16 protein-coding genes are annotated in these 21895 nt (G+C 55.7%); 9 read left to right on the forward strand and 7 right to left on the reverse strand.

All coding sequences use genetic code 11. The features are described 5' to 3' along the window. Positions 1 to 169: 169 nt before the first annotated feature. Positions 170 to 1321 carry an FMN-dependent L-lactate dehydrogenase LldD gene (lldD, locus tag ACUN8H_RS18535; protein WP_445533511.1) on the reverse strand — a complete coding sequence of 384 codons (1152 nt, stop codon included), beginning with the start codon at positions 1319 to 1321 and terminating at the stop codon, positions 170 to 172. Between the two features lie 266 nt (positions 1322 to 1587). Between lldD and ACUN8H_RS18540 the strand changes: the two genes are divergently transcribed. Genes ACUN8H_RS18540 through ACUN8H_RS18550 form a run of 3 tightly spaced genes read left to right on the forward strand, consistent with a single transcriptional unit; the run spans position 1588 to position 5652 of the window. Further along, positions 1588 to 2361: a GntR family transcriptional regulator gene (locus tag ACUN8H_RS18540; RefSeq protein WP_290694323.1), complete on the forward strand. Its 774-nt coding sequence runs from the start codon at positions 1588 to 1590 to the stop codon at positions 2359 to 2361. Next, positions 2358 to 4277 carry a sensor histidine kinase gene (locus tag ACUN8H_RS18545; RefSeq protein WP_445533512.1) on the forward strand — a complete coding sequence of 640 codons (1920 nt, stop codon included), beginning with the start codon at positions 2358 to 2360 and terminating at the stop codon, positions 4275 to 4277. The genes ACUN8H_RS18540 and ACUN8H_RS18545 overlap by 4 nt, the downstream gene beginning before the upstream one ends. Beyond that, positions 4270 to 5652 carry a sigma-54-dependent transcriptional regulator gene (locus tag ACUN8H_RS18550; RefSeq protein WP_445533513.1) on the forward strand — a complete coding sequence of 461 codons (1383 nt, stop codon included), beginning with the start codon at positions 4270 to 4272 and terminating at the stop codon, positions 5650 to 5652. The genes ACUN8H_RS18545 and ACUN8H_RS18550 overlap by 8 nt, the downstream gene beginning before the upstream one ends. Here the strand turns inward: ACUN8H_RS18550 and ACUN8H_RS18555 are convergent. The 3 genes from ACUN8H_RS18555 to ACUN8H_RS18565 form a co-directional block, all read right to left on the reverse strand. Beyond that, positions 5628 to 6299 (reverse strand): metal-dependent hydrolase, encoded by a 672-nt coding sequence (locus tag ACUN8H_RS18555; RefSeq protein WP_445533514.1) that lies wholly within the window; start codon positions 6297 to 6299, stop codon positions 5628 to 5630. The genes ACUN8H_RS18550 and ACUN8H_RS18555 overlap by 25 nt on opposite strands. Before the next feature lie 117 nt (positions 6300 to 6416). Then, positions 6417 to 6962: a gamma carbonic anhydrase family protein gene (locus ACUN8H_RS18560; protein WP_445533515.1), complete on the reverse strand. Its 546-nt coding sequence runs from the start codon at positions 6960 to 6962 to the stop codon at positions 6417 to 6419. A 58-nt stretch (positions 6963 to 7020) separates the two neighbouring features. Beyond that, entirely contained in the window at positions 7021 to 8361 is a 1341-nt protein-coding gene (locus tag ACUN8H_RS18565; protein ID WP_445533516.1) for a sodium-dependent transporter, read from the reverse strand. A 225-nt stretch (positions 8362 to 8586) separates the two neighbouring features. Between ACUN8H_RS18565 and prlC the strand changes: the two genes are divergently transcribed. The 4 genes from prlC to ACUN8H_RS18585 all read left to right on the forward strand — a co-directional run bounded on the left by prlC (position 8587) and on the right by ACUN8H_RS18585 (position 14572). Next, positions 8587 to 10635 carry an oligopeptidase A gene (gene prlC / locus ACUN8H_RS18570; protein ID WP_445533517.1) on the forward strand — a complete coding sequence of 683 codons (2049 nt, stop codon included), beginning with the start codon at positions 8587 to 8589 and terminating at the stop codon, positions 10633 to 10635. A 59-nt stretch (positions 10636 to 10694) separates the two neighbouring features. Next, a complete protein-coding gene (locus ACUN8H_RS18575) occupies positions 10695 to 10946 on the forward strand; it encodes a YheV family putative zinc ribbon protein (protein WP_445533518.1) in 252 nt (83 codons plus the stop codon). Positions 10947 to 11274: 328 nt separating this feature from the next. Continuing rightward, entirely contained in the window at positions 11275 to 12267 is a 993-nt protein-coding gene (locus ACUN8H_RS18580; RefSeq protein ID WP_445533519.1) for a TAXI family TRAP transporter solute-binding subunit, read from the forward strand. A 103-nt stretch (positions 12268 to 12370) separates the two neighbouring features. Further along, positions 12371 to 14572 carry a TRAP transporter permease gene (locus tag ACUN8H_RS18585; protein WP_445533520.1) on the forward strand — a complete coding sequence of 734 codons (2202 nt, stop codon included), beginning with the start codon at positions 12371 to 12373 and terminating at the stop codon, positions 14570 to 14572. Positions 14573 to 14663: 91 nt separating this feature from the next. Here ACUN8H_RS18585 and metF read toward each other — a convergent pair whose 3' ends face one another. Then, complete coding sequence (gene metF, locus ACUN8H_RS18590) at positions 14664 to 15506, reverse strand: methylenetetrahydrofolate reductase [NAD(P)H] (RefSeq protein WP_445533521.1); 843 nt, start codon at positions 15504 to 15506, stop codon at positions 14664 to 14666. A gap of 142 nt (positions 15507 to 15648) precedes the next feature. Here metF and ACUN8H_RS18595 point away from each other — a divergent pair, with 142 nt between their 5' ends. Further along, positions 15649 to 16584 (forward strand): AEC family transporter, encoded by a 936-nt coding sequence (locus ACUN8H_RS18595; RefSeq protein WP_445533522.1) that lies wholly within the window; start codon positions 15649 to 15651, stop codon positions 16582 to 16584. A 17-nt stretch (positions 16585 to 16601) separates the two neighbouring features. Here the strand turns inward: ACUN8H_RS18595 and ligB are convergent, their stop codons facing one another. Then, positions 16602 to 18278 carry an NAD-dependent DNA ligase LigB gene (ligB, locus tag ACUN8H_RS18600; protein WP_445533523.1) on the reverse strand — a complete coding sequence of 559 codons (1677 nt, stop codon included), beginning with the start codon at positions 18276 to 18278 and terminating at the stop codon, positions 16602 to 16604. Positions 18279 to 18405: 127 nt separating this feature from the next. Then, on the reverse strand, positions 18406 to 19626 hold the full coding sequence (metK, locus tag ACUN8H_RS18605) for a methionine adenosyltransferase (protein WP_445533524.1): 1221 nt from the start codon (positions 19624 to 19626) through the stop codon (positions 18406 to 18408). Positions 19627 to 19879: 253 nt separating this feature from the next. Between metK and tkt the strand changes: the two genes are divergently transcribed. Continuing rightward, positions 19880 to 21895 carry a transketolase gene (gene tkt / locus ACUN8H_RS18610; protein WP_445533525.1) on the forward strand — a complete coding sequence of 672 codons (2016 nt, stop codon included), beginning with the start codon at positions 19880 to 19882 and terminating at the stop codon, positions 21893 to 21895.

The raw sequence follows: 21895 nt of genomic DNA on the forward strand, positions 1-21895 counted from the left end.
CCTGACCACATCCAAAACCGCTAACTGCCTGACAAACCGAAGGTTTTCACCTTCACTTACCGCTGGTAACGCTTGGCGTCCCCGGCAGCGGATGCGTACTTTACGGATTCGCGGCCGGGTTGGCAAGGGGTTTTTGAAATTGGTTTTATTAAGGTCGCAACCAAGCGAATTAGAGGCGAGGTATCGAGTTGGGCACCAGTGATTCAGTGCCCAGGTCGGCGATGCTATGTGCGCCGGTTAGGGTCATTGCTACCCGCATCTCTTTAGCGAACAAATCAAGCAAATGCGCAACCCCTGCCTCACCGGCAGTCGCAAGGGCATAAATATAAGCGCGCCCTAGCAGTACGGTGTCGGCCCCTAGGGCAATCATACGCACTACATCAAGCCCACTGCGTATACCCGAATCGGCCAGTATGGCGATGTCACCTTTGACGGCGTCTGCAATCGCAGGCAAAGCATGCGCAGTAGAGGGGACGCCATCAAGCTGCCGACCGCCGTGATTAGACACAACAATGCCATCCGCACCGAAGCGAACCGCCTCACGTGCATCCTCTGGGTCGAGTATCCCTTTAATAATCATTGGCCCATCCCAGAACTCTCGAATCCACTCAAGATCCTTCCAAGAGATAGCAGGATCGAAATTGTCGCCAAGCCAAGCAATATAGTCTTCGAGCTCTGTTGGCTTACCGCGATAATCAGACACGTTACCCAAGTCATGAGGGCGACCATTAACGCCTACATCCCAAGCCCAGAAAGGATGCATCGCGGCCTGGGCCATGCGCCGAACCGGCCCATACTTACCACTCATACCCGAGTGAGCATCGCGGTAACGCGCCCCAGGCACCGGCATATCCACGGTAAAGATCAGCGTTTTGACCCCCGCGGCTTTTGCTTTCTCCAGAGCATGCTTCATAAAGCCGCGGTCTTTTAGTACGTATAGCTGAAACCAAATGGGACGGTCGATGGCAGAAGCCACTTCATCAATTGGGCATACCGATACGGTTGAAAGCGTGAAAGGAATGCCTTTACTGGTAGCGGCACGCGCCGCCTGCACCTCACCGCGCCTAGCATACATACCTGCCAAGCCTACCGGCGCGAGCGCGATGGGCATGGCAAGCGACTCACCGAACAGCGTCGTTTCTAGTGAAAGTGTGGACATGTCTTTCAACACGCGCTGTCGTAAAGCGATACCGGCAAGATCGTCTACGTTACGCCGCAGCGTATGCTCGGTATAGGAGCCGCCGTCGGCGTAATGGAATAAAAAGGGCGGGATACGACGCTTTGCTGCTTGGCGGTAGTCGGTGGATGCTGAGATGATCATGGTGAGCCCTATGCAATGGATGCGATATATTCACCGCCCAAGGTGGTAATTGGTTTTACCAATTGACAAAAAAGCAGTGTCAACACTAGTGAGCTGACATAAGCGTGTCAAACACAGATCCTCTATTATAGGGCGCCAATGGGCTATACTTTAGTTTAAAGCCACTCAAAAAGAAGATTGAATGCCTTAAACGCAGCCCTACCAGCACTTGAGCTAAACTGGTAAAGCTTTTAATATTGGTCTTACCAATTAAGGAGCTAACCAACATGAGCTATCCACCGCTCCGCCAACAGCGTTTGGCTGATGTCATTACCGAGCGCCTAGAAGCCATGATGTTGGAAGGCAGCCTAAAACCCGGGCAGCGCCTACCCCCTGAACGTGAACTGGCCGAACGCTTTGGCGTTTCGCGCCCCTCTTTACGTGAAGCCATCCAAAAGCTTGCGGCGCGTGGGTTACTGACCAGCCGCCAAGGTGGCGGCACCTTTGTGAATGACGACCTCAGCAATGGGTATACCGACCCCTTGCTGGAAATGCTTTCCCGCCACGATGAATTCAATCTAGATTTGCTCGAATTCCGCGACGCCATGGAGGGCATTTCTGCCTATTACGCTGCGCTGCGCTCAACGCCTGCCGACAAGGCCATTCTGATCCAGCGCTTTGAAGAGCTCGATGGCGGATTTGCCGGCGCCGATCCCATCCAAGAAGCAAAGCTTGATGCAGCGTTCCACCTCGCTATTGCCGAGGCTGCCCACAATGTACTGCTACTGCATACCATTCGCGGCATTTTTCACCTGCTAGAGAAGAGCATCGTGAACAACTTGGCTCACTTGTTCGCCAAGGAAGGCTCGCGCAGCCAATTAATGCAGCAACACCGCGCCCTACTCAATGCCATTTTGGAAGGGCGTGCAGAAGACGCCCGTGCTCGCGCCCATGAACATCTTGTGTTTGTGGAAGAGGGACTGCTCGAGATGGCCAAAGCTGAGACCCGCGCCCAGCGCGCCCTTCGTCGTGCTCAAGGCAACAGTAAGACGCTGGCATGAACAGCTCCGGCAACGGCAATCAAGTACCTCCTCCTTTACCAGCACGTTGGCGAAGCTTATGGCTGCTGGTTATTTCATTCGGCTTGCTACTATGTATGTGGCAGGCCGCCCAACTGTCACGGGAACAAGCGCTTTCCAACTTACAAGATGATGCAGAAAACGAGTTACGGCTGTCGGCCGCCAATTTAAATGGCTACCTGCTGCGTTATGATTATCTGCCGCAAATGCTGGCTACTCGGGAAGGCGTGCAACGCTTTTTAGCCTCTCCGGATAGTCAAGATCCAATGCCGCTCAATATGTTGCTAGATCGCTTCCGCTTTACCGCAGGCGTATCGGATGTTTACTTACTTAACCGCGATGGCGACACGATCGCCGCCAGTAATTGGCATCGCCCCAACACGTTTATCGGCCAGAACTATGCGTTTCGCTCCTACTACACCGATGCCATTGCAGGTGGCCAGGGGAGATTTTTTGGCTTAGGAATCAAGTCTCTAGAGCGAGGCTACTATTTCTCATCCCCCGTGTGGCTGGACGATACGTCGCCCGATTCACAGCCAGACGGGGTGCTAGTCGTGAAAGTCCTGCTAGATGATGTCGAAGAGAGCTGGGCAGAGCAGGACGCAGAACTGTTTGTCACTGACAGCGACAACATCATTTTCATGGCCAGCCACCCAGAGCTGCGTATGAATGCACTCTACCCCCTCAGTGATGAAGAGCGCCAAAACCTTCACGAAACCCGTCGCTACGCCATGGAACCACTGTCACCCTCAGGTATTGAGATCAATGCGCCTTATGGCCTGGGTAGTCAGTTGGTAAGCTTTTCTAAAGGTCCATTAAGCGAGGGGGACTACCTCAGCTTGACCCGACCTATCCCAGAGTTTGGCTGGCAAATGCATATCCTAAAGCCGCTGACGCCTGTAATCAGCGCCCAGTGGATAGCCGCGCTGATGGCAGGCGGTCTTTATGGTGTAGTAGCGCTGGGTGCTGGCATCGGCTGGCAGCGCCTACGGTTACGCCGTGAACGGGAAGCGTTTGCTGAAAGAGAGCGCAACACGCTGGCCCGCGTTCGCGACGAACTGGAAGTCAGCGTGGAGCACCGCACACGCGACCTGGTGGCCAGCAACCAACGCCTTTCTGATGAAATTGAAGAGCGCCGCCGGGCGGAAGCTAACCTTCGCCAGACCCAGGACGAGCTCATTCAAGCCGCCAAATTGGCGGTCTTAGGCCAACTCGCCGCGGGCATCAACCATGAGCTCAATCAGCCGCTGGCGGCTATTCGCGCATACGCAGAAAACGCCCGCCGCTTTATCACCTTAACCCGCCACGACAAAGCCGATGCCAATCTGGAGCAAATTGTCGAGCTAACAGAGCGCATGGCAGACATTAGCGCCCAACTGCGCCAGTTTTCACGCAAGAGTAGTGAGCGCCAGGAGGCTATTTCGGTACAAGCCTGTATCGACTACGCCTTACGCCTTTTTCAGAGCCGTCTGCGCGAAGGCAATATCACAATCATTCAAGATTGGCCCGATGAGACGCTATGGGTAAAAGGTGACCTAGTGCGCCTAGAGCAGGTTTTGGTGAATTTGATTGGTAATGCACTGCAGGCCATGAAAACCGTCGCTGCCCCCCAGCTAACACTTGGCGCCTATGCCCACCAGCAGCAGGTCATTATTAGCGTTACCGATAATGGCCCTGGCATCCCAGAAGAGCACCTAGGGCAGATTTTTGAACCCTTTTTTACGACCAAAGCACCGGGAAGCGGTTTAGGACTGGGACTCTCCATCTCGTCACGTATCATGGACGATTTAGGCGGCAAGCTACAGGCGGCCAATCAACCCGAAGGGGGCGCGTGCTTCACCATTACCCTGCCCCACTCAACGTTCACACACGCCCAGGAGCGCTCCCATTATGCATGAGCCGTCGATACTACCGGTCATAGTGATCGACGATGAACCGCACCTGCGGATCACCGCCAGCCAAACGCTCGAGCTGGCGGGCTACACGCCTTACTGCTTTGAATCGGCAGAACAAGCGCTGGCGGCATTAACGCCGGACTTCCCCGGCGTGATTGTCAGCGATATTCGCATGCCGGGGATGGATGGCATGGCGCTCCTGCATGAGCTACATAACCGCGACGCTACCCTACCGATTATTCTGATCACCGGCCACGGCGATATTTCTACCGCGGTAGAAGCCATGCGCGCCGGGGCCTGGGACTTCCTAGAGAAGCCCTTTGCCGGTGATCAACTGCTAGACGTGGTACGTCGAGGAATTGAAAAGCGCCAGCTTAGCTTGGAAAACCATCGCCTTAAAGCCGAACTGGAAGTGCAACAAGCCGCACTGGGGCCACGCCTGGTGGGGCGCACGCCGATCATTTCACGGCTGGCCGCGATGATTCAGCGCATCAGTCAAGTGGAGGCGGATGTGCTGCTGTTTGGCGAAACTGGCACTGGTAAAGATCTAGTAGCGCGCGCTATTCACGAGCGCAGTGGGCGACGCAATAGCCCCTTCATGGCCATTAACTGTGGTGCCGTGCCCGAAAACACCATCGAATCTGAACTGTTTGGTCATGAAAAGGGCGCCTTCACGGGGGCCGTAGAGCGGCGCATCGGCAAGTTTGAGCACGCCAATGGCGGCACGGTGTTTTTAGATGAAATAGAGTCGATGCCGATGGCGCTGCAGGTCAAGCTGCTGCGCGTGCTGCAAGAGCGCAGCGTCGAGCGGCTCGGTGCCAATGAAACCGTCCCCCTTGATATTCGGGTAATTGCGGCTACCAAAGTCGATCTTAAAACTGCCTCGGAAGAGGGCTACTTTCGCGAAGACCTTTACTATCGGTTGAACGTGGTAACTCTGCCCCTGCCCGCGCTGCGCGAGCGGCGTGAGGACATTCCCTTACTGTTCCAACACTTTGCTGTCGTCGCGGCCAACCGCAGCGGGTTGGAAGCGCCCACCCTCGACAGCCCGGCCATTGCCGCCCTCCTCGCCCATGACTGGCCCGGCAATGTACGCGAGCTGCGTAATTTGGCCGAACGCTATGTGCTGCTGGGCGCGGCTTTCGACTATCGCCTGGATGCGCTACTAGAGGGGGTCAGTGCGGATACCGAAGAGCCCACGCTACCGCGCCAAGTCGAGCTGTTCGAAAAAAGCCTGATCAGCCAATCACTGTCGCGCTACCACGGTCGGGTCACCGATGTATGTGGCCACCTAGGCATTCCACGCAAAACCTTTTACGACAAGCTTAAAAAGCATGGCCTCAATGCTGACGATTATCGCCATAACAGCGAGCCCTGATAAATTAACTCCCCCAACACCGACCAGGGCGGTATCCATGGAATCAGCGTTAACGTCGCAATCAGCATCAACAGGTTGGACATTGGTCGGCGGCTATCGCCTAACTTGAGCGCAGTGCCAAACGAACGCTTTAGCCGCGCCCCTTCAAGATCAACGCTGTACACTTCGTCCAACGTTAGGTGAATCAAGAAACCTACCAAGGTGGCCGCACCGTGAGACCAGGCTAGCCACGCAGGCTGACCGAGCATATTAAAACTTAACGCGGCGGTGGTTAAGCTGCATAGCCCACCCGCCAGCAGTGAATGCCAAATGCCGCGATGAACGGTAAAGCGTGAAAAAAGTATGCCTGCCAAGTAGCGCACACAGAAATAAATGCCACCGCACGCCATCAACAGCGCTCCCGGCGTCAACCATGGCTGGAGCACGAGCGCTCCCAGCACCAGCGCGGGTACCGAAAGCAGATTAAAGATCAAACGAATGGAGTGTGAACGGTCGGCATCAATATCGGGCAAAATGCCGCCGAACGTGACCAGCGCAATCATCATTACCGCCTGAGAAGGCGGCCACCATTGGCCTTTCCAGCCAGCGTAAGCTATCAGCATGCCGCCCGCCGCTGCTACCGTAATATGCGTGCGAAAATTAGCCATGACGCGGCATCCCAGAATCTGCCTACAGAAAACTGTATAAATTAACAGATTTCCGCCATGCGCGACATGACTTATGTAGAAAAAAGGGTGGCTCAGCAATCGCTTAGAGAAAGAACCTCAAAGCGACGTCTCTGCTAAGAAGCGATCTTTCAGTTTGACATAATTGCCAGCGGTATAAGGAAAGAAGGCACGCTCTTTCTCTTTGAGTGGGCGCAGCGCCTTGGCTGGATTACCGGCATAGACAAAGCCACTTTCCAGATGTTTGCCAGGCGTGACAACAGCACCCGCTGCAATGATGACCTCGTCGTCGACGACTGCGCCATCCATCACGATCGCCCCCATGCCGACCAGTATTCGATTACCCAAGGTACAGCCATGCAAAATTGCCTTGTGGCCGATGGTGACGTCGTCGCCAATGGTGAGCGGAAACCCCTCGGGGCTGAAGTCACTGGCATGGGTGATATGAAGCACGCTGCCATCTTGCACACTGGTACGTGCACCGATGTGAATACGGTGCATATCGCCTCGTATCACCGTCATCGGCCATACGGAACAATCATCACCCAGTACCACATCACCAATAACGACACAGGCTGGATCAATATAAACGCGTTCGCCCAACTGGGGTTCGACACCTTGATGGCGTCTTAATGCACTGCTCATTGCTCGCTCCTAGGGTCTGTTGCATGGCGTAACGGACTTATGAAGACCAAAGCCCTCACTATAGCAACCCGGCCAGTAGAACAATAAAGGTTAATGGGATAGACACCCAGCGGATGATATTGCGCCATACCAAATAGCCGCTTTCACCCGCGCCTAGCGCAGTGATAACCCTTTCACGCGGCATCACCCAGGCCGCAAACACGGCGATTAATAGGCCGCCTAACGGCAGAAAAACATCGGGCGGAATACTGCTGACAAGCTCAAAGACGTTGCGCCCGAACAGCGGTCGGAACTCTGCCAGAGAGGAAAAAGAGAAGGCAGATAATAGCCCGATCAACCAAACACTGAGCGCGACGATAGCCGTCGAGATACTCCGGCGCAGTCCCAGCCCTTGCAGCGTGGCGACCATGGGTTCTGCCAAGTTAATAGCGGATGTCCAGGTGGCTAATAACAACAGTAAAAAGAAGACACTTAGCCACACCGCCCCCCCGGGCAGCTCAGAAAACGCGATAGGCAGCGTAACGAACATTAAGCCTGGGCCGTCAGCCGGGTCCATGCCTTGCGCGAACACCACTGAGAAAATAGCGATCCCCGCCAATAGCGCTACGCTAATATCGAGCACCGCGACCGCCACGGCCGCCTTAGGCAGGCTTTGCTCTTCCGGCATGTAGGCGCCGTACGCCATCAATGCACAAGCACCCACTGCCAAGGTAAAGAACGCATGGCCCATGGCATGCACGACGACCGAGGGTGTCAGCGCTTCGAAAGAGGGTAGAAACAGCCACGCCAGCGCCGTACCAAACCCATCGGTGGTCGCGGCATAGCCTGCCAGGAGTAGCAACAACAGGTACAACAGTGGCATTAGCAGGTTGTTTAACCGCTCGAGTCCCTTGGAAACACCCGCGGCGACGACAGTCATCGTCATAAACAAAAACAGCGAGTGATTAAAAATCAGCAGACCTGGATTGGCTAAGAATGCGTCAAAGCCAGCACCAATCTCAGCGGCACTCGCGCCATTGAAGTTGCCATTGACGGAGGCCACCAAAAACTCAATCGACCAGCCGGAGACCACCGAATAGAACGACAAGATACAGAACACGGTGAACGCCCCGAACAACCCCAGCCAGCGCCAATGAGATGAGGCGCCCGCCTCGGCTGCCAAGGCACCCAACGCCTGCATCGGCCCACGCCGCCCGGCACGGCCAATCAATATCTCCGCCATCATCACCGGTATACCCAGTAGCAGCACAAACGCCACGTAAATCAGCAAAAAAGCGGCGCCGCCGTTCTCTCCCGCCACATAAGGAAAGCGCCAGATGTTGCCTAACCCCACCGCAGCACCTGTTACCGCCAAGATAAAGGCCCGCTTCGACCCCCAGCGCTCCAGCGTCTCGCTCATCACATGCTCCTGCCATTGGTGGCATTAAAAGGCGGCAAGACTAGCAGGCGCTTGCGTGCAGGCCAAACCCTAAGCGCAAAGCCAATCATTAAACGTAATGGTTAACGCTGACATTGTTATCACGGCTAACATTGAAACACAGCCCCGCCGCCCACACTGTGTCATTATTATCGCGCGTTTTGCGCTCCCTGAACTGTTTTAAAATCGATGTCACTTGAGGTGCCTATGTCCACCAATCCGCTGCTTGAAACGCACGAGTTACCCCCCTTTACTGAGATTCGCGCCGAGCATGTGGAGCCCGCTGTGGAAACATTGCTAGGCGAAAGCCGCGAGGCCATTGACCGTCTCGCCGAACAGGCCGCCGCCACCCCGCCTAGTTGGGAAAATTTTGCAGCTCCTCTGGAAGCCGTCAATGATCGGCTGACGAAAGTGTGGTCTCCCATCTCGCACCTCAACGGCACCATGAATTCGCCAGAATTGCGTGAAGCGTATCAAGCGTGTCTGGAGAAACTCTCCGCCTTTGGCACTTGGGTAGGCCAACACGAAGGCTTGTTTCATGGCTGGCAAGCGCTGAAAGATGGCCCCGCATGGCCGCACCTAGATGCCGCCCAACGGCGCACCGTTGAGAATTCTCTGCGCGACTTCCGGTTAGCCGGTGTCGACTTGCCCGAAGACAAAAAAGCCCGCTACGGTGAAATACAGTCGCGGCTTTCCCTGCTCTCCAACGAGTTCTCCAATAACGTGCTGGATGCCACCCAGGCATGGCACAAAGATATCGATAGCCAGGAAGCATTAGCCGGGTTACCGGAGAGCGCCCTTGAAACGTTAAAAGCCACCGCTGAAGCGAAAGGCGTGACGGGCTACCGTATTACCCTGGATTTCCCCAGCTTCTTCCCGATCGTGAGTTACGCAGACAACCGTGAGCTGCGCCGCGAAGTGTATACCGCCTTTGTTACTCGCGCCTCAGACCAGGGCCCGAATGCGGGCAAGTTTGATAACGCCGCGATCATGGAAGAGATTTTGACGTTGCGTAGCGAAATTGCCCAGCTACTCGGCTTTAATACCTACGCGGATTATTCGCTAGCCACCAAAATGGCAGAGTCACCCGAACAGGTGCTCGACTTTCTTAACGACTTAGCCCGCCGTGCGCTTCCCCAGGCAAAAGAAGAATTTGCTGAGCTAAGTAGTTACGCCCGTGATGAGCTCGGCCTGCAAACGTTAGAACCTTGGGATGTTGCTTACGCCAGTGAAAAGCTGCGCGAAGCGCGCCATGCCATTTCTCAAGAACAGTTGCGCCCTTACTTTCCCGCGCCACGCGTGGTCGATGGTTTGTTTCAGGTGGTCGAGCGTCTGTATGGCGTGCGCTTTGAAGAAAATACCGAGGCGCCTCGCTACCACTCTGACGTACGCTATTTCCGCATCACCGAAAATGGCCAGCCGATCGCCGCTTTTTATCTGGATCTTTACGCCCGAGAAGGCAAGCGTGGCGGCGCTTGGATGGCGGATTGCCGCGTACGGCGCCAAACAGAGCAGGGCCTGCAGCTACCGGTTGCGTTTCTGACCTGCAATTTCACAGCGCCGGTCGGCGGCCGCCCTGCACTGCTCACTCACGATGAAGTCACCACACTGTTTCATGAGTTTGGTCACGGCTTGCATCATATGCTAACCAAACAGCACATTGCCGATATCTCCGGTATTAACGGCGTTGCCTGGGATGCAGTCGAGTTGCCCAGCCAGTTCATGGAAAACTACTGCTGGGAGCGCGAAGGGCTCGACCTGCTCGCCAAACACGTGGATAGCGGTGAAACGCTGCCCGCCGACCTACTTGAGCGTCTGCAAGCAGCCAAAAATTTTCAGTCCGCCATGGGAATGATGCGCCAAATCGAGTTTTCGCTGTTTGATCTGCGTCTGCACCATGAACTCAGCGCCCCCAGCGCCAGCGATGTGCAAGCGCTGCTGGACGAGGTACGCGATGGGGTTTCGGTACTGCCGAAGGCGTTATTTAACCGCTTCCAGAATAGCTTTGGCCACGTCTTTGCCGGCGGCTACGCTGCCGGTTATTACAGCTACAAATGGGCAGAAGTGCTCTCGGCGGATGCCTGGAGCGCTTTTGAAGAGGCCGGTATCTTTGACCCCGAAACGGGGCAGCGCTTCCGTCACGAGATCCTCGAACAAGGCGGCGCCCGAGACGCAGCTGAACTGTTTGTCGCCTTTCGTGGCCGCGAACCGAGCGTTGAACCGCTGCTGCGTCATAGCGGCATTCGCGCGGCTTAAGCTTTTAAAACCACTTCCCCGTGCACGGCGCCTTGGGCGTCGTGCGTTTGGAGATTCGCATGTCGACTGTTAAACGTTTTATTGCGGGCGTTACCTGCCCACGCTGTGCGGCGATGGATCGGATCCGCGCCTGGGAGCAGAACGGAATTCGCTACCGCGAATGCGTTAACTGTGATTTTTTTGAGCAGTTGCCCATCGAAGAAGACGCGCTTACCGAAATGACCACTCGGGTCAATCAGGTACGCGATGATCAACGCCAGCAGGATGTGCAGCCTGTACGTATTCTGGACCCAGGCAAGCCTTCGCGCTAACGCCTCTCCGTGTATTGCCTTTCTTACTCGGCAAGACCCGCGCATCTAACGCGGGTTTATATTTGCTCGCGCCTAGTCAATCTCGATGTGTGCGGCTATCCGCACACAGTAGAGCTACTTTCGTGCGAACAACCGGACACAATGTCAAAAACCCCCTTCCACCAAAGTTGAATAATAAAAATATAATCCTTTGTTTATAAATTAATAAATTTTAAATGGCACAACTATCGCTGTGATAATTACTGCATAGTCTGATCAATCCCTTTTAACGGACGGTATCGATCAGACCATCGGACTATAACCCCAATAACAGCTAGGAATTTTCGCCATGCGCAAACAAATGCCTAAAACGTTCACTCTTCTCGCCAGCAGCGCCTTGCTTGTCGCGGCAGCCAGCAGTGCCCAAGCGCAAGAAGACCGCGCCGGTTGGCCCGACAACTTCACGGTGGGTACCGCAAGCCAAGGCGGCACTTACTTCGTTTACGGTTCAGGCTGGGCGAACTTTATTGCTGATGAATTGGGTGTATCGGGCGGCGGTGAAGTCACCGGTGGTCCTACTCAAAACCTGGCGCTCGTGCACACAGGCGACATGGCGTTCGGTTTAACTACGATGGGCCCCGCGTCTGATGCCGTTAAAGGTGAAAGCCCACTGGCACCTGGCATGAAGATGGACAACGTCTGCGCCATGTTCCCCATGTACGAAACGCCGTTCTCCATTACCGCGCTTTCTGACAGCGGTATTGAATCAATTTCCGACATTCCTGATGGCGCACGCATCGGTTTTGGCCCGGCAGCTTCAACCTCTGACACCTATTTCCCTGCGATCCTAGAAACCCTGGGCGTTGACTTTGAGCGCCGTAATGGCGGTTGGTCAGACCTGGGCGGCCAGTTACAGGATGGCCTACTTGACGTTGTCGCCTTCGCAGCTGGCATCCCGATCCCCGCCGTTAGCCAATTGGAAGTACAAACAGACGTCAACATCATCGAATTTAACGAAGAAGAGTTGGCCACTGTTCTGGAAAACTTCCCGGTTGCTGAATTCATGATTCCAGCAAACACTTACACCACCCTGGAAGAAGACGCCCGCGCGGTGTCCATGTGGAACTTCGCCATCGCTGGTTGTGATCTGCCGGAAGACTTTGTTTACGAAGTGACCAAAGCCACGATGGAAAACAACGATCGCATGCGTTCTGTTCACCGCAGTGCTGAAACCACCATTCCAGAAAACATCGTTCACAACACCGTGCTGCCGTTCCACCCTGGCGCTGCACGCTGGTATGAAGAGAACGGTTATGAAATTGCTGATGACATGATCAACTAAGCAACCTCCTCCGTTCCAACTGCCCCGCTTCTGGCCCTGCCAGGCGGGGCAGCTTTCGCTGCTACTACCCCTTTGTCTGCTTTTGCTGTGAGGGTGAACTCTAATGAGTCACAAAACCGACCAAGACCCCAATGGTCTCAACGATGATGCTCACGCGGCGTCAGCGGTACCAGAGTCTATTGCCGATGGTGTCGATGATGATGTTGTTGAACCTAATCGTCGCCTGTTTACGGGCTGGCAATTTTTACTGTTTGCGGCATTAGCGATCGCTTACTCAAGTTTCCATCTGATTTCACTCAACGTGTATCCGATGGAAACCTGGTCGTTTCGAATCGTTCACATTGCCGGTGCACTTATTCTCGGTTACGGGCTCTTTGCGGGCGCCCGCTTTGCCGAGGATGGCCAGCCAGCATCAGGTGACTGGATCAAGTGGGTGAGCTATGCACTATTGATTCCTGCCGCCTATACCTTGGCGCAAGTGTTCGTTATGTATCAGACGCTTAGCGGCAGTGCCATGCGCATCGAACCGAGTGTCGAGAATTGGCACTACGGCTATCCGCTGATGGCGACCACGGCGAGTGCTATCGTTCTATCGTGGTTTTATCGTCAGGCCCGACACCGCTTCAACCCTGCCGATTTGGTGCTGATGGTTTGCGCCATGGCGAGCGCAGGCTATTTGCTCGTGGCTTATAACACCAATATCCGTATGTCGACGGGTACATCCTTTGCACCATCGGGTATTTCCTGGGCAGCCATTGCGGGCTCCCTGCTGATTTTAGAGCTTACTCGCCGGGTGGCTGGTTTAGCCCTGGTGGTGATATCCGCTGTCTTCCTCACCTACGTATTTGCTGGCCCTTACTTGCCAGGCTTCTTAGGCTATCCAGGTCTGTCACTGCAGCGCTTCTTCAGTCAGGTGTATACCGACGCCGGTATTCTTGGACCCACCACGGCCGTATCATCGACTTATATCATCTTGTTCATTATTTTTGCAGCGTTCCTGCAGGCTTCCAAAGTGGGCGACTACTTCGTCAACTTCGCCTTTGCCGCAGCGGGTCGTGCCCGTGGTGGCCCTGCTAAAGTCGCTATTTTCGCCTCAGGCCTGATGGGCATGATCAACGGTACATCGGCAGGTAACGTCGTTTCCACCGGCTCCCTGACCATTCCTCTGATGAAGAAAGTCGGCTACCCCGCTCGTAGTGCGGGTGCTATCGAAGCGGCCGCCTCAACCGGTGGGCAGATCATGCCGCCAATTATGGGTGCTGGCGCGTTCATCATGGCGGAAGTAACCGGTATTCCGTATACCGAAATAGCCATTGCAGCGATCATTCCTGCCATCCTTTATTTTGCATCCATCTACTTTATGGTCGACTTTGAAGCCGCCCGTAAAGGCATGCGCGGCATGCGTAAGGATGAAATCCCGCTATTTTCCAAGCTAGTGAAGCAGGTCTATCTGTTTGCGCCGATTATTATTCTGATTGTCGCGCTGTTCATGGGCTACTCGGTCATCCGCGCCGGTACCCTAGCCACCGCTTCAGCTGCCGTGGTGAGCTGGATTTCTCCCAATAAGATGGGTATTCGTGCGATTCTTAAAGCGCTGCAGATTGCGGGCACCATGTCGATTCAAATCATCGCGGTGTGTGCCTGTGCGGGCCTGATCGTTGGGGTTATCTCGCTGACAGGAGTTGGTGCGCGCTTCTCATCGCTGTTGCTGGGTCTTGCCGGTGTCAGCCAATTGTTAGCACTCGTGTTTGCCATGCTGATCAGCATTTTGTTGGGAATGGGCATGCCCACCACTGCCGCCTATGCGGTAGCCGCTTCCGTGGTCGCACCCGGCTTGATCAATATCGGCATTGAACCGCTGATTGCGCACTTCTTCGTGTTCTATTTCGCCGTGGTGTCGGCGATCACTCCGCCAGTTGCCTTGGCTTCCTATGCAGCGGCGGGTATCTCTGGCGACAACCCCATGGGCACGTCGGTGGCCTCGTTCAAGATTGGCCTGGCCGCGTTCATCGTACCGTTCATGTTCTTCTACAGCCCGGCCATGCTAATGGAAGGCTCACCGATGCAGATCCTGCGCGTTGGGTTAACCGCGACGTTAGGCATTGTTTTGCTATCGGGCATGGTACAGAAGTGGTTCTTTGGCCCCGTTAACACAGTGCAGCGTATCGTTATGCTGGTAGGCGCACTGTTCTTGATCTACGGCGGTATCTATACCGACATTGCAGGCCTTGCGATTGGTATCGTGCTGTTTATGATGCAGCGAAAGGTGCACGGTGGCGGTAGCAAAGCACCACAGGCTGGCTAAGCGCTTTTAACCCCGCGAAGCCAAGTAAAAAACCCCGCTCAACGATCGTTGGGCGGGGTTTTAATGCGTGCAACGCTGGTTGAATAGCCGATTAATCCGTTAGGTTATCGACGACCTTGAGCACCGGTGCCGCCTGGTTAAGGGTATAAAAATGCAGCCCCGGCGCACCGCCATCCAGCAAACGTTGGCAAAGCCGGCTCACCACATCGGTGCCAAAAGCGGCAATCGCTTCGCTGTCGTCACCGTAAGACTCCAACTGTTTGCGGATCCAGCGCGGGATCTCGGCGCCGCAGGCGTCGGAAAAGCGCGCCAGCTTGGTATAGTTAGTGATTGGCATAATGCCGGGGATAATCGGCTGCTCAACGCCGAGGGCGCGCACTTTATCAACGAAATTGAAATAGGCATCGGCGGTGAAGAAGTACTGGGTGATCGCCATGTTGGCCCCCGCCTTCATTTTCCGAGCAAAGTTTTCCACATCCTTATCAAGATTGGGTGCCTGTGGGTGAGACTCTGGATAGGCCGCGACGGCGATGTCGAAATGGTCGCCGGTTTCTACGCGGATGAATTCGACGAGCTCATTGGCATACCGCAACTCGCCAATGCTCGCCATACCAGAAGGCATATCACCACGCAGCGCGACTAAGCTATCGACCCCTTCCTCGCGATACTGCGCCAGCAGGTCACGCAGTTGGGCTTTTTCACTACCGATGCAGGAGAGGTGCGGAGCTGTGGTAATGCCACTCTCACTCACCGCTCGCACCACTTCGCGGGTACGCGCCTGAGTCGAACCGCCGGCACCGTAGGTCACTGAGAAAAATCGCGGCTTGCGGGCAGCCAGCTCATCACGAACGTGTATTAGCTTGTCGCGCCCGGCATCGGTATTGGGCGGAAAGAACTCAAAGCTGATACCTAACGGATGCTCGTGGCTGCTCATGGGATTTCCTTTTTTGCTCAATAGTAATGATATTTTGGGGTATTCTCGCTTTTCCATCGCGCTGGGGCTAATGAAAGATTCCACGCTCGGCCTTTAATTCGACTCATGTTCGTTCGTCATTACACATTTTACGGGAGGGTCAATGGATCTTTCACCTGGGGCACTGGTTGGACCACTACTGATGCTACTGAGCTATGTGGCGTTAGGCTGGCTCGCCGCTCAACGGCTAAAACTGGATCCTCGCCCGATCGCCACACTACTGGTTTATCTGATTGCGCCCTTTACCATTTTTCGTGCACTGATGAACGGCGGCCCCACGCCAAACTACCTACTGCTGACATTAGCGCTGTTCATTTTGGCAAGCCTGATGGCACTGGTGGTTCAACGCCTAGCTCGGCAACGCTTTGGTGAACAAGAAGCCGCCCTATTAGCGTTCTCGTCAGGAACGGGCAATACCGGCTATTTTGGCTTGCCGATCGCGCTGATTCTACTTCCCCCTGAGGGCGTGACGCTTTATCTGTTCTGCATGCTGGGGATCAATATTTACGAATTCACCGTAGGTTTCTACCTTAGCGCTCGCGGTCGTTTTTCGGTACGCGAAAGTTTGCTTAAAATTTCACGTCTACCGCTGATCTATGCGTTCTTGTTGGCGCTATTGCTCAGTTCGCTTGATGTCACGATGCCCGACGCAGTAATGAACTCACTGGCGGTATTCCCCGCCACCTATACCCTGCTGGGCATGATGATTATTGGCATGACGCTTAGCCAAGTGACGCTTACCGCTTGGGATACGCGCTTTGTGGCCACTTGCGTGGGCCTGCGCTACTTGATGTGGCCGCTAGCCATGCTATTGACCGTTTTCATCGTGCAATGGATGGAGCCCCTTTCTACGGAACTAGCCCTGGCGCTGCTGCTGCTCGGCGTGGTGCCCATGGCGGCTAACGTGGTGGTGGTGGCGATGGAGTTGGGCATTCAGCCGCAAAAGGGCGCGTTAGCGGTGCTGGTCACGACCTTACTCGCACCGCTGCTGATTCCCCTCTACCTGGGTTTGATGCTGCGTCTTACCGGGCTTGGTTAGTCATTAAACGTGCGTAATTAAAAACCAGCCACACCCGATTGGTTAAGCTGGCTAGCCATTCGCTGTACGGCCGGGTGGCTGAAAAAGGCTACCAGCGCGTCAGCGCGAACCGGGCCAACCCCTGGAACGGTTTGCCACTGCTCGCGCTGGTAGCCCGCTAACGTTGCCCAATCTCCGCGAACCGACTCGCTACCCGGTGGCGCGCCCAGCGCACTGAGCCATGCCGAAAATGGTCGACTAAGGGCGATTTGAAACTGCTCAGTGAGCGCGGCGGAAGTGACCTCACCAATACCGTAGGCCTTCTCCAGATAACGCGGCTCAGCGCCCAGCCACTCCAGTAATTGCGTGACGACGCCTGCCTCCATTAGCGCTTGCCAAGTGCCTTCACCAACGCCTTGCATACCCAACTGCTCGCCCAGGTAAGTGAGCCGTGCCAGTAACTGTGTCTCGCAACCGGGGGTAATCTCAAAACAACTGAGCAGGTGATAACGCTGCGGCGAGGGAACACTCAGCGGCGAGCGCTCTTGGGTATGCCAGACCACGTCGGTTAACTGGGGAATCGTCAATCCCGCCAAGGAGATCGCTACTTGGTCACCGGCGCGCACATCCAGTGACTCCCAGCGTTCCAGTGAACCTAACGACACGCGGCTAATGCGCCGCCCCTCTAGCAGCACCGGATTAAGCCACACCAGCGGCGTCACGCGTCCGGTACGCCCAACGCGAAACTCAATACCACGCACTTCCGCGAGCGCTTGCTGGGCGGGGTATTTCCAGGCAATCGCCCACTCCGGAGGCGATGACGACCAGCGGCGAACACCAGGACGTTCAGCCTGTTTGATCACCACGCCGTCGGTGGCAAACGGCAACGTGCCATTGAACCAGCTATCGCGCCAGTAAGCGGCGTCGCGACGCTCTTCAAGCGGTTGTGTATAGGTGGCAGTATCAAAACCGAGGCTAGTAAGACGCGTTAAACGCTCGTCCATCCCAGTAGGCCCATCGGGCCAGTCCCATACGAATAGGCCGATACGCTCAAGGGTTTCCACGGTAGGTGAGGATTGCGCCATTGCTCCCGCCACGGCGCCCCGTGCCCCCGACGCAGGCGATTGTGATTGCACGTGTTGGGTTAGCCGCCAGTACAATTCGCCTTGGAGCACCGCCGAAATAGGCTCAGGCAACGTATTAGGCACAGCGGGTAACTGGCGCACCCGACTCGTCCAGTCCTGGCCCCGCTCGCCATCGCCACGGCTAACGGCTTCTACCAAGTCGCCGTCTCGGTAGCGCAGCGTTATCGCCACGCCGTCCACTTTGGGCTGAATCCATAGGTCTTCGCGGCGGCTGGTGAAGCGCCGGACACCGTCTTCATCAGCTTTAGTGAGTCCGCGCTGCGCCGCCGGATGATCGAGAGTACCGCTGCTTCGGGTAACGCGCGAAAGCGGGCGATGATCGGGTGCATGGCCCAAGCAACGTTGCCAAGCGGCTAGGCGCGCTACGGCTTGGTCATAGAGGGCATCATCAATCAGCGCAACGCCCTCGTCGTGGTAGGCGGTATCCCAGCGCTGAACCTGCTCGGCCAGAGCCTGGCTTTCGCGAGTGAGACGCTCTTCAGGCCAATCCGGGCAGTCGGCAGCCTGTGCGGAAAAAGTGACAAGCCAAATCAGCCCCACCACAAGCCCTGCTTGTACTCCCAAACCCATCACATCCCCCTTTGCATGCGCCCATCAGTTGATGGCTTAGCCTAACGTAACGGACATAAAAAAAGCCCCCTGGCTGGCGCCAGCGGGGCGATTTAATACATTGCTTACAAACGGGGTAGCGAATGTCTTACAAATTAGCCGCCTTACGCAGTGCATCGGCTTTATCAATTTTTTCCCACGGGAAAGCGGTAAAGGTTTCGGTATGCTCTTCGCCTTTATCATCGCTCCACGTGTAGCTGTGCTCGAACGGTGCACGGCCAAAGTGGCCGTAAGCAGCGGTGAGCTGATACATCGGGTGTAGCAGGTCGAGCATTTTGGTGATGGCGTAGGGACGCAAATCGAAATGCTCGCGCACTAGCGCCACGATCTGCTTATCGTCAATGTTGCCGGTACCGAAGGTATCAATGGAGACCGAGGTGGGTTCGGCAACACCAATGGCGTAAGAGACCTGAATCTCACACTTGTCGGCCAAGCCCGCCGCTACGACGTTTTTCGCTACATAGCGTCCTGCATAGGCCGCGCTACGATCCACTTTCGACGGGTCTTTGCCTGAGAACGCACCACCGCCGTGGCGCGCCATGCCGCCGTAGGTATCGACAATGATTTTACGTCCCGTCAGGCCACAATCGCCCACCGGGCCACCAATCACGAATTTGCCGGTCGGGTTAATGTGGTATTGGGTACTGTCATCCAACCACTCGGCGGGAATGACTTGCTCAATCACCTCGCGCTTGATCATTTTGCGCAGGTCTTCCTGATCGATCTCAGGATCGTGCTGGGTAGAAAGCACAATGGCATCGACACCGCAGGGCTGGCCTTGGGCATTGTAGCGGAAAGTCACCTGGCTCTTGGCATCTGGCCGCAGCCATGGCAAAAGGCCATTTTTACGCAATTCGGCCTGACGCTCGACTAAACGGTGCGAGTAGTGGATCGGCGCAGGCATAAACGAATCGGTTTCGTTGGTCGCATAGCCAAACATAAGGCCCTGATCACCTGCCCCCTGGTCTTCTGGCTTGCTACGATCAACGCCTTGGGCAATCTCGACACTCTGCTTGCCGATCAAGTTGATCACGCCACAGGTCGCTCCATCGAATCCCACGTCCGACGAGGTATAGCCGATGCTGGTGATCACGTCACGCACGAGGGTTTCTAAATCGACCCACGCGGACGTAGTAATTTCACCGGCAATGATCGCCACCCCGGTTTTCACCATGGTTTCACAGGCAACCCGGGCCTGTTTATCACGGGCGATGATGGCATCTAACACCGCGTCAGAGATCTGATCGGCAATCTTATCGGGATGACCTTCGGAGACGGACTCGGAGGTAAACAGGGAATATTCGCTCATCGCGCACTCGACCCTCTGTATGACGGCTGTATGTAATCCACAGCATCAGCAGGAAATCATGGCAGGTGTCCCCTGCCCGTAAAAGAAGTGGTAGCACGCTTTTCACTACCACTTCGGGAGGCAGAGTCTACACGCTGTCGGCGACGCTTCCCAGAACGCGCTTATCAGAATTTACCGTCATATTTGCCGCCTGATGGGAAGTCAGCGACAATAGCGCCTTTATAATTTCTGTTTTCAGGCGAGGAGCACCCCCATGCCGTCCCGTTTTGAGCTAGCCAATGCCATTCGCGCCCTTTCTATGGATGCCGTTCAGAAAGCTAAATCCGGCCACCCTGGTGCCCCCATGGGTATGGCGGATATTGCCGAGGTGCTATGGAATGACTACCTCAAGCATAACCCCGAAGATCCCAAGTGGGCCGATCGTGACCGGTTCGTGCTGTCGAATGGTCATGGCTCCATGCTGCTCTATTCATTGCTACATTTGAGCGGCTACGAGCTGAGCCTGGAACAGCTGCAGAATTTCCGTCAGTTGCACTCTCCCACCGCCGGTCACCCGGAATTTGGCTACGCCCCGGGCATTGAGACCACCACTGGCCCGCTTGGCCAGGGTTTTGCCAACGCGGTCGGCTTCGCCATTGCAGAGAAGACGCTAGGGGCTCAGTTCAACCGCCCGGGCCATACGATTGTTGATCACCACACTTGGTGCTTTGTCGGTGACGGCTGCTTAATGGAAGGTATCTCCCATGAGGCAGCCTCGCTCGCAGGTACCCAGCAGTTGGGCAAACTGATCACTATTTACGACGATAACGGCATCTCTATCGATGGTGAAGTAGAAGGCTGGTTTACCGACGATACCGCCAAACGCTTTGAGGCTTACGGCTGGCACGTGGTGCCCAATGTCGATGGCCATAAGCCGGAAGAAGTAAAAGCCGCTATTGAATTGGCCAAGAGCCAAGACGATAAGCCAAGCCTGATCATCTGCAAAACGATCATTGGTTTTGGCGCCCCGAACAAGCAGGGCAAAGAGGACGCTCACGGCTCGCCATTAGGCGACGAAGAAGTGGCGCGGGCGCGCACCCAACTCGACTGGCCCCACGCGCCGTTCCATATCCCTGAACCGGTCTACTCTGCTTGGGATGCTCGTGACGCCGGCAAGTCTGCTCAACAGGCGTGGGAAGAGCGCTTTACGCGCTACGCCGAGGCCTTCCCCACCGAAGCACGGGAATTCAAGCGCCGCATGAAGCGCCAGCTCCCCACTGAGCTTGCTACCGAAGCGCTGATTCAACAGGCCCAGGAGCGTGGCGAGACGATCGCCTCACGCAAAGCGTCGTTTGAAGCGCTCAATGTGATTGGCCCGCAAATGCCAGAACTGCTGGGCGGCAGCGCCGACTTGGCGCCGTCTAACCTGACGTTCTGGAAAGGCGCTAAAGCCATCACCCCCGAAGATGCCAACGGCAATTACCTGCACTACGGGGTGCGAGAATTCGGCATGGGCGCGGTCATGAACGGCATCGCTCTGCACGGCGGCCTGGTACCTTACGGCGCGACCTTCCTGATCTTCATGGAGTACATGCGCAACTCGATTCGCATGGCGTCGCTAATGGGTCAGCAGGTGATTTACGTGTTTACTCACGACTCCATCGGCCTGGGTGAAGATGGCCCGACTCACCAGCCCATTGAGCAGCTCACCAGCCTGCGTACCACGCCGAACCTGAATACTTGGCGCCCCTGTGACGCGGTCGAAACCGCTGCCGCCTGGGATGCGGCCATCAAGCGTCACTCTGGCCCCACGGCACTGGTATTGTCACGCCAGAACCTGCCCCACCAGCAGCGCACTACAGCGCAGCTGGCAGCGATTCAGAACGGCGCCTATGTACTTAAAGACCCGGAGCTTAAAGACAGCGAAGGCACGCCCAAAAAGCCCGAACTGATTCTGATCGCCACCGGTTCTGAAGTCGGCCTAGCGATGGACGCCGCCGACGAGCTTGAACAACAGGGCAAAGCGGTACGCGTGGTCTCTATGCCGTCGGCCTATCGCTTCAATGGCCAGGATGCCGAGTACCGTGAAAGCGTACTGCCCAAAGCGGTGACCAAGCGTATCGCTATCGAAGCGGCTCACGCCGACTACTGGTACAAGTATGTAGGTCTGGACGGCCGTGTGATCGGCATGACCACCTACGGGGAGTCAGCCCCGGCAGGTGATCTGTTTAAACACTTCGGTTTTACCGTCGAAAATGTAGTCAAGCACGCCAACGAACTACTCGGCTAA

It is taken from the genome of Vreelandella sp. V005, assembly GCF_052645115.1.

Excerpts from the sequence above, each read along its gene's own strand:
- ACUN8H_RS18540 (WP_290694323.1), top strand. The coding sequence starts at position 1,588 with ATGAGCTATCCACCGCTCCGCCAACAGCGTTTGGCTGATGTCATTACC.
- ACUN8H_RS18545 (WP_445533512.1), top strand. The coding sequence starts at position 2,358 with ATGAACAGCTCCGGCAACGGCAATCAAGTACCTCCTCCTTTACCAGCA.
- tkt (WP_445533525.1), top strand. The coding sequence starts at position 19,880 with ATGCCGTCCCGTTTTGAGCTAGCCAATGCCATTCGCGCCCTTTCTATG.
- ACUN8H_RS18550 (WP_445533513.1), top strand. The coding sequence starts at position 4,270 with ATGCATGAGCCGTCGATACTACCGGTCATAGTGATCGACGATGAACCG.
- ligB (WP_445533523.1), bottom strand. The coding sequence starts at position 18,278 with ATGGGTTTGGGAGTACAAGCAGGGCTTGTGGTGGGGCTGATTTGGCTT.
- metK (WP_445533524.1), bottom strand. The coding sequence starts at position 19,626 with ATGAGCGAATATTCCCTGTTTACCTCCGAGTCCGTCTCCGAAGGTCAT.
- ACUN8H_RS18565 (WP_445533516.1), bottom strand. The coding sequence starts at position 8,361 with ATGAGCGAGACGCTGGAGCGCTGGGGGTCGAAGCGGGCCTTTATCTTG.
- prlC (WP_445533517.1), top strand. The coding sequence starts at position 8,587 with ATGTCCACCAATCCGCTGCTTGAAACGCACGAGTTACCCCCCTTTACT.
- ACUN8H_RS18580 (WP_445533519.1), top strand. The coding sequence starts at position 11,275 with ATGCGCAAACAAATGCCTAAAACGTTCACTCTTCTCGCCAGCAGCGCC.
- ACUN8H_RS18585 (WP_445533520.1), top strand. The coding sequence starts at position 12,371 with ATGAGTCACAAAACCGACCAAGACCCCAATGGTCTCAACGATGATGCT.
- ACUN8H_RS18560 (WP_445533515.1), bottom strand. The coding sequence starts at position 6,962 with ATGAGCAGTGCATTAAGACGCCATCAAGGTGTCGAACCCCAGTTGGGC.
- metF (WP_445533521.1), bottom strand. The coding sequence starts at position 15,506 with ATGAGCAGCCACGAGCATCCGTTAGGTATCAGCTTTGAGTTCTTTCCG.
- ACUN8H_RS18555 (WP_445533514.1), bottom strand. The coding sequence starts at position 6,299 with ATGGCTAATTTTCGCACGCATATTACGGTAGCAGCGGCGGGCGGCATG.
- lldD (WP_445533511.1), bottom strand. The coding sequence starts at position 1,321 with ATGATCATCTCAGCATCCACCGACTACCGCCAAGCAGCAAAGCGTCGT.
- ACUN8H_RS18575 (WP_445533518.1), top strand. The coding sequence starts at position 10,695 with ATGTCGACTGTTAAACGTTTTATTGCGGGCGTTACCTGCCCACGCTGT.
- ACUN8H_RS18595 (WP_445533522.1), top strand. The coding sequence starts at position 15,649 with ATGGATCTTTCACCTGGGGCACTGGTTGGACCACTACTGATGCTACTG.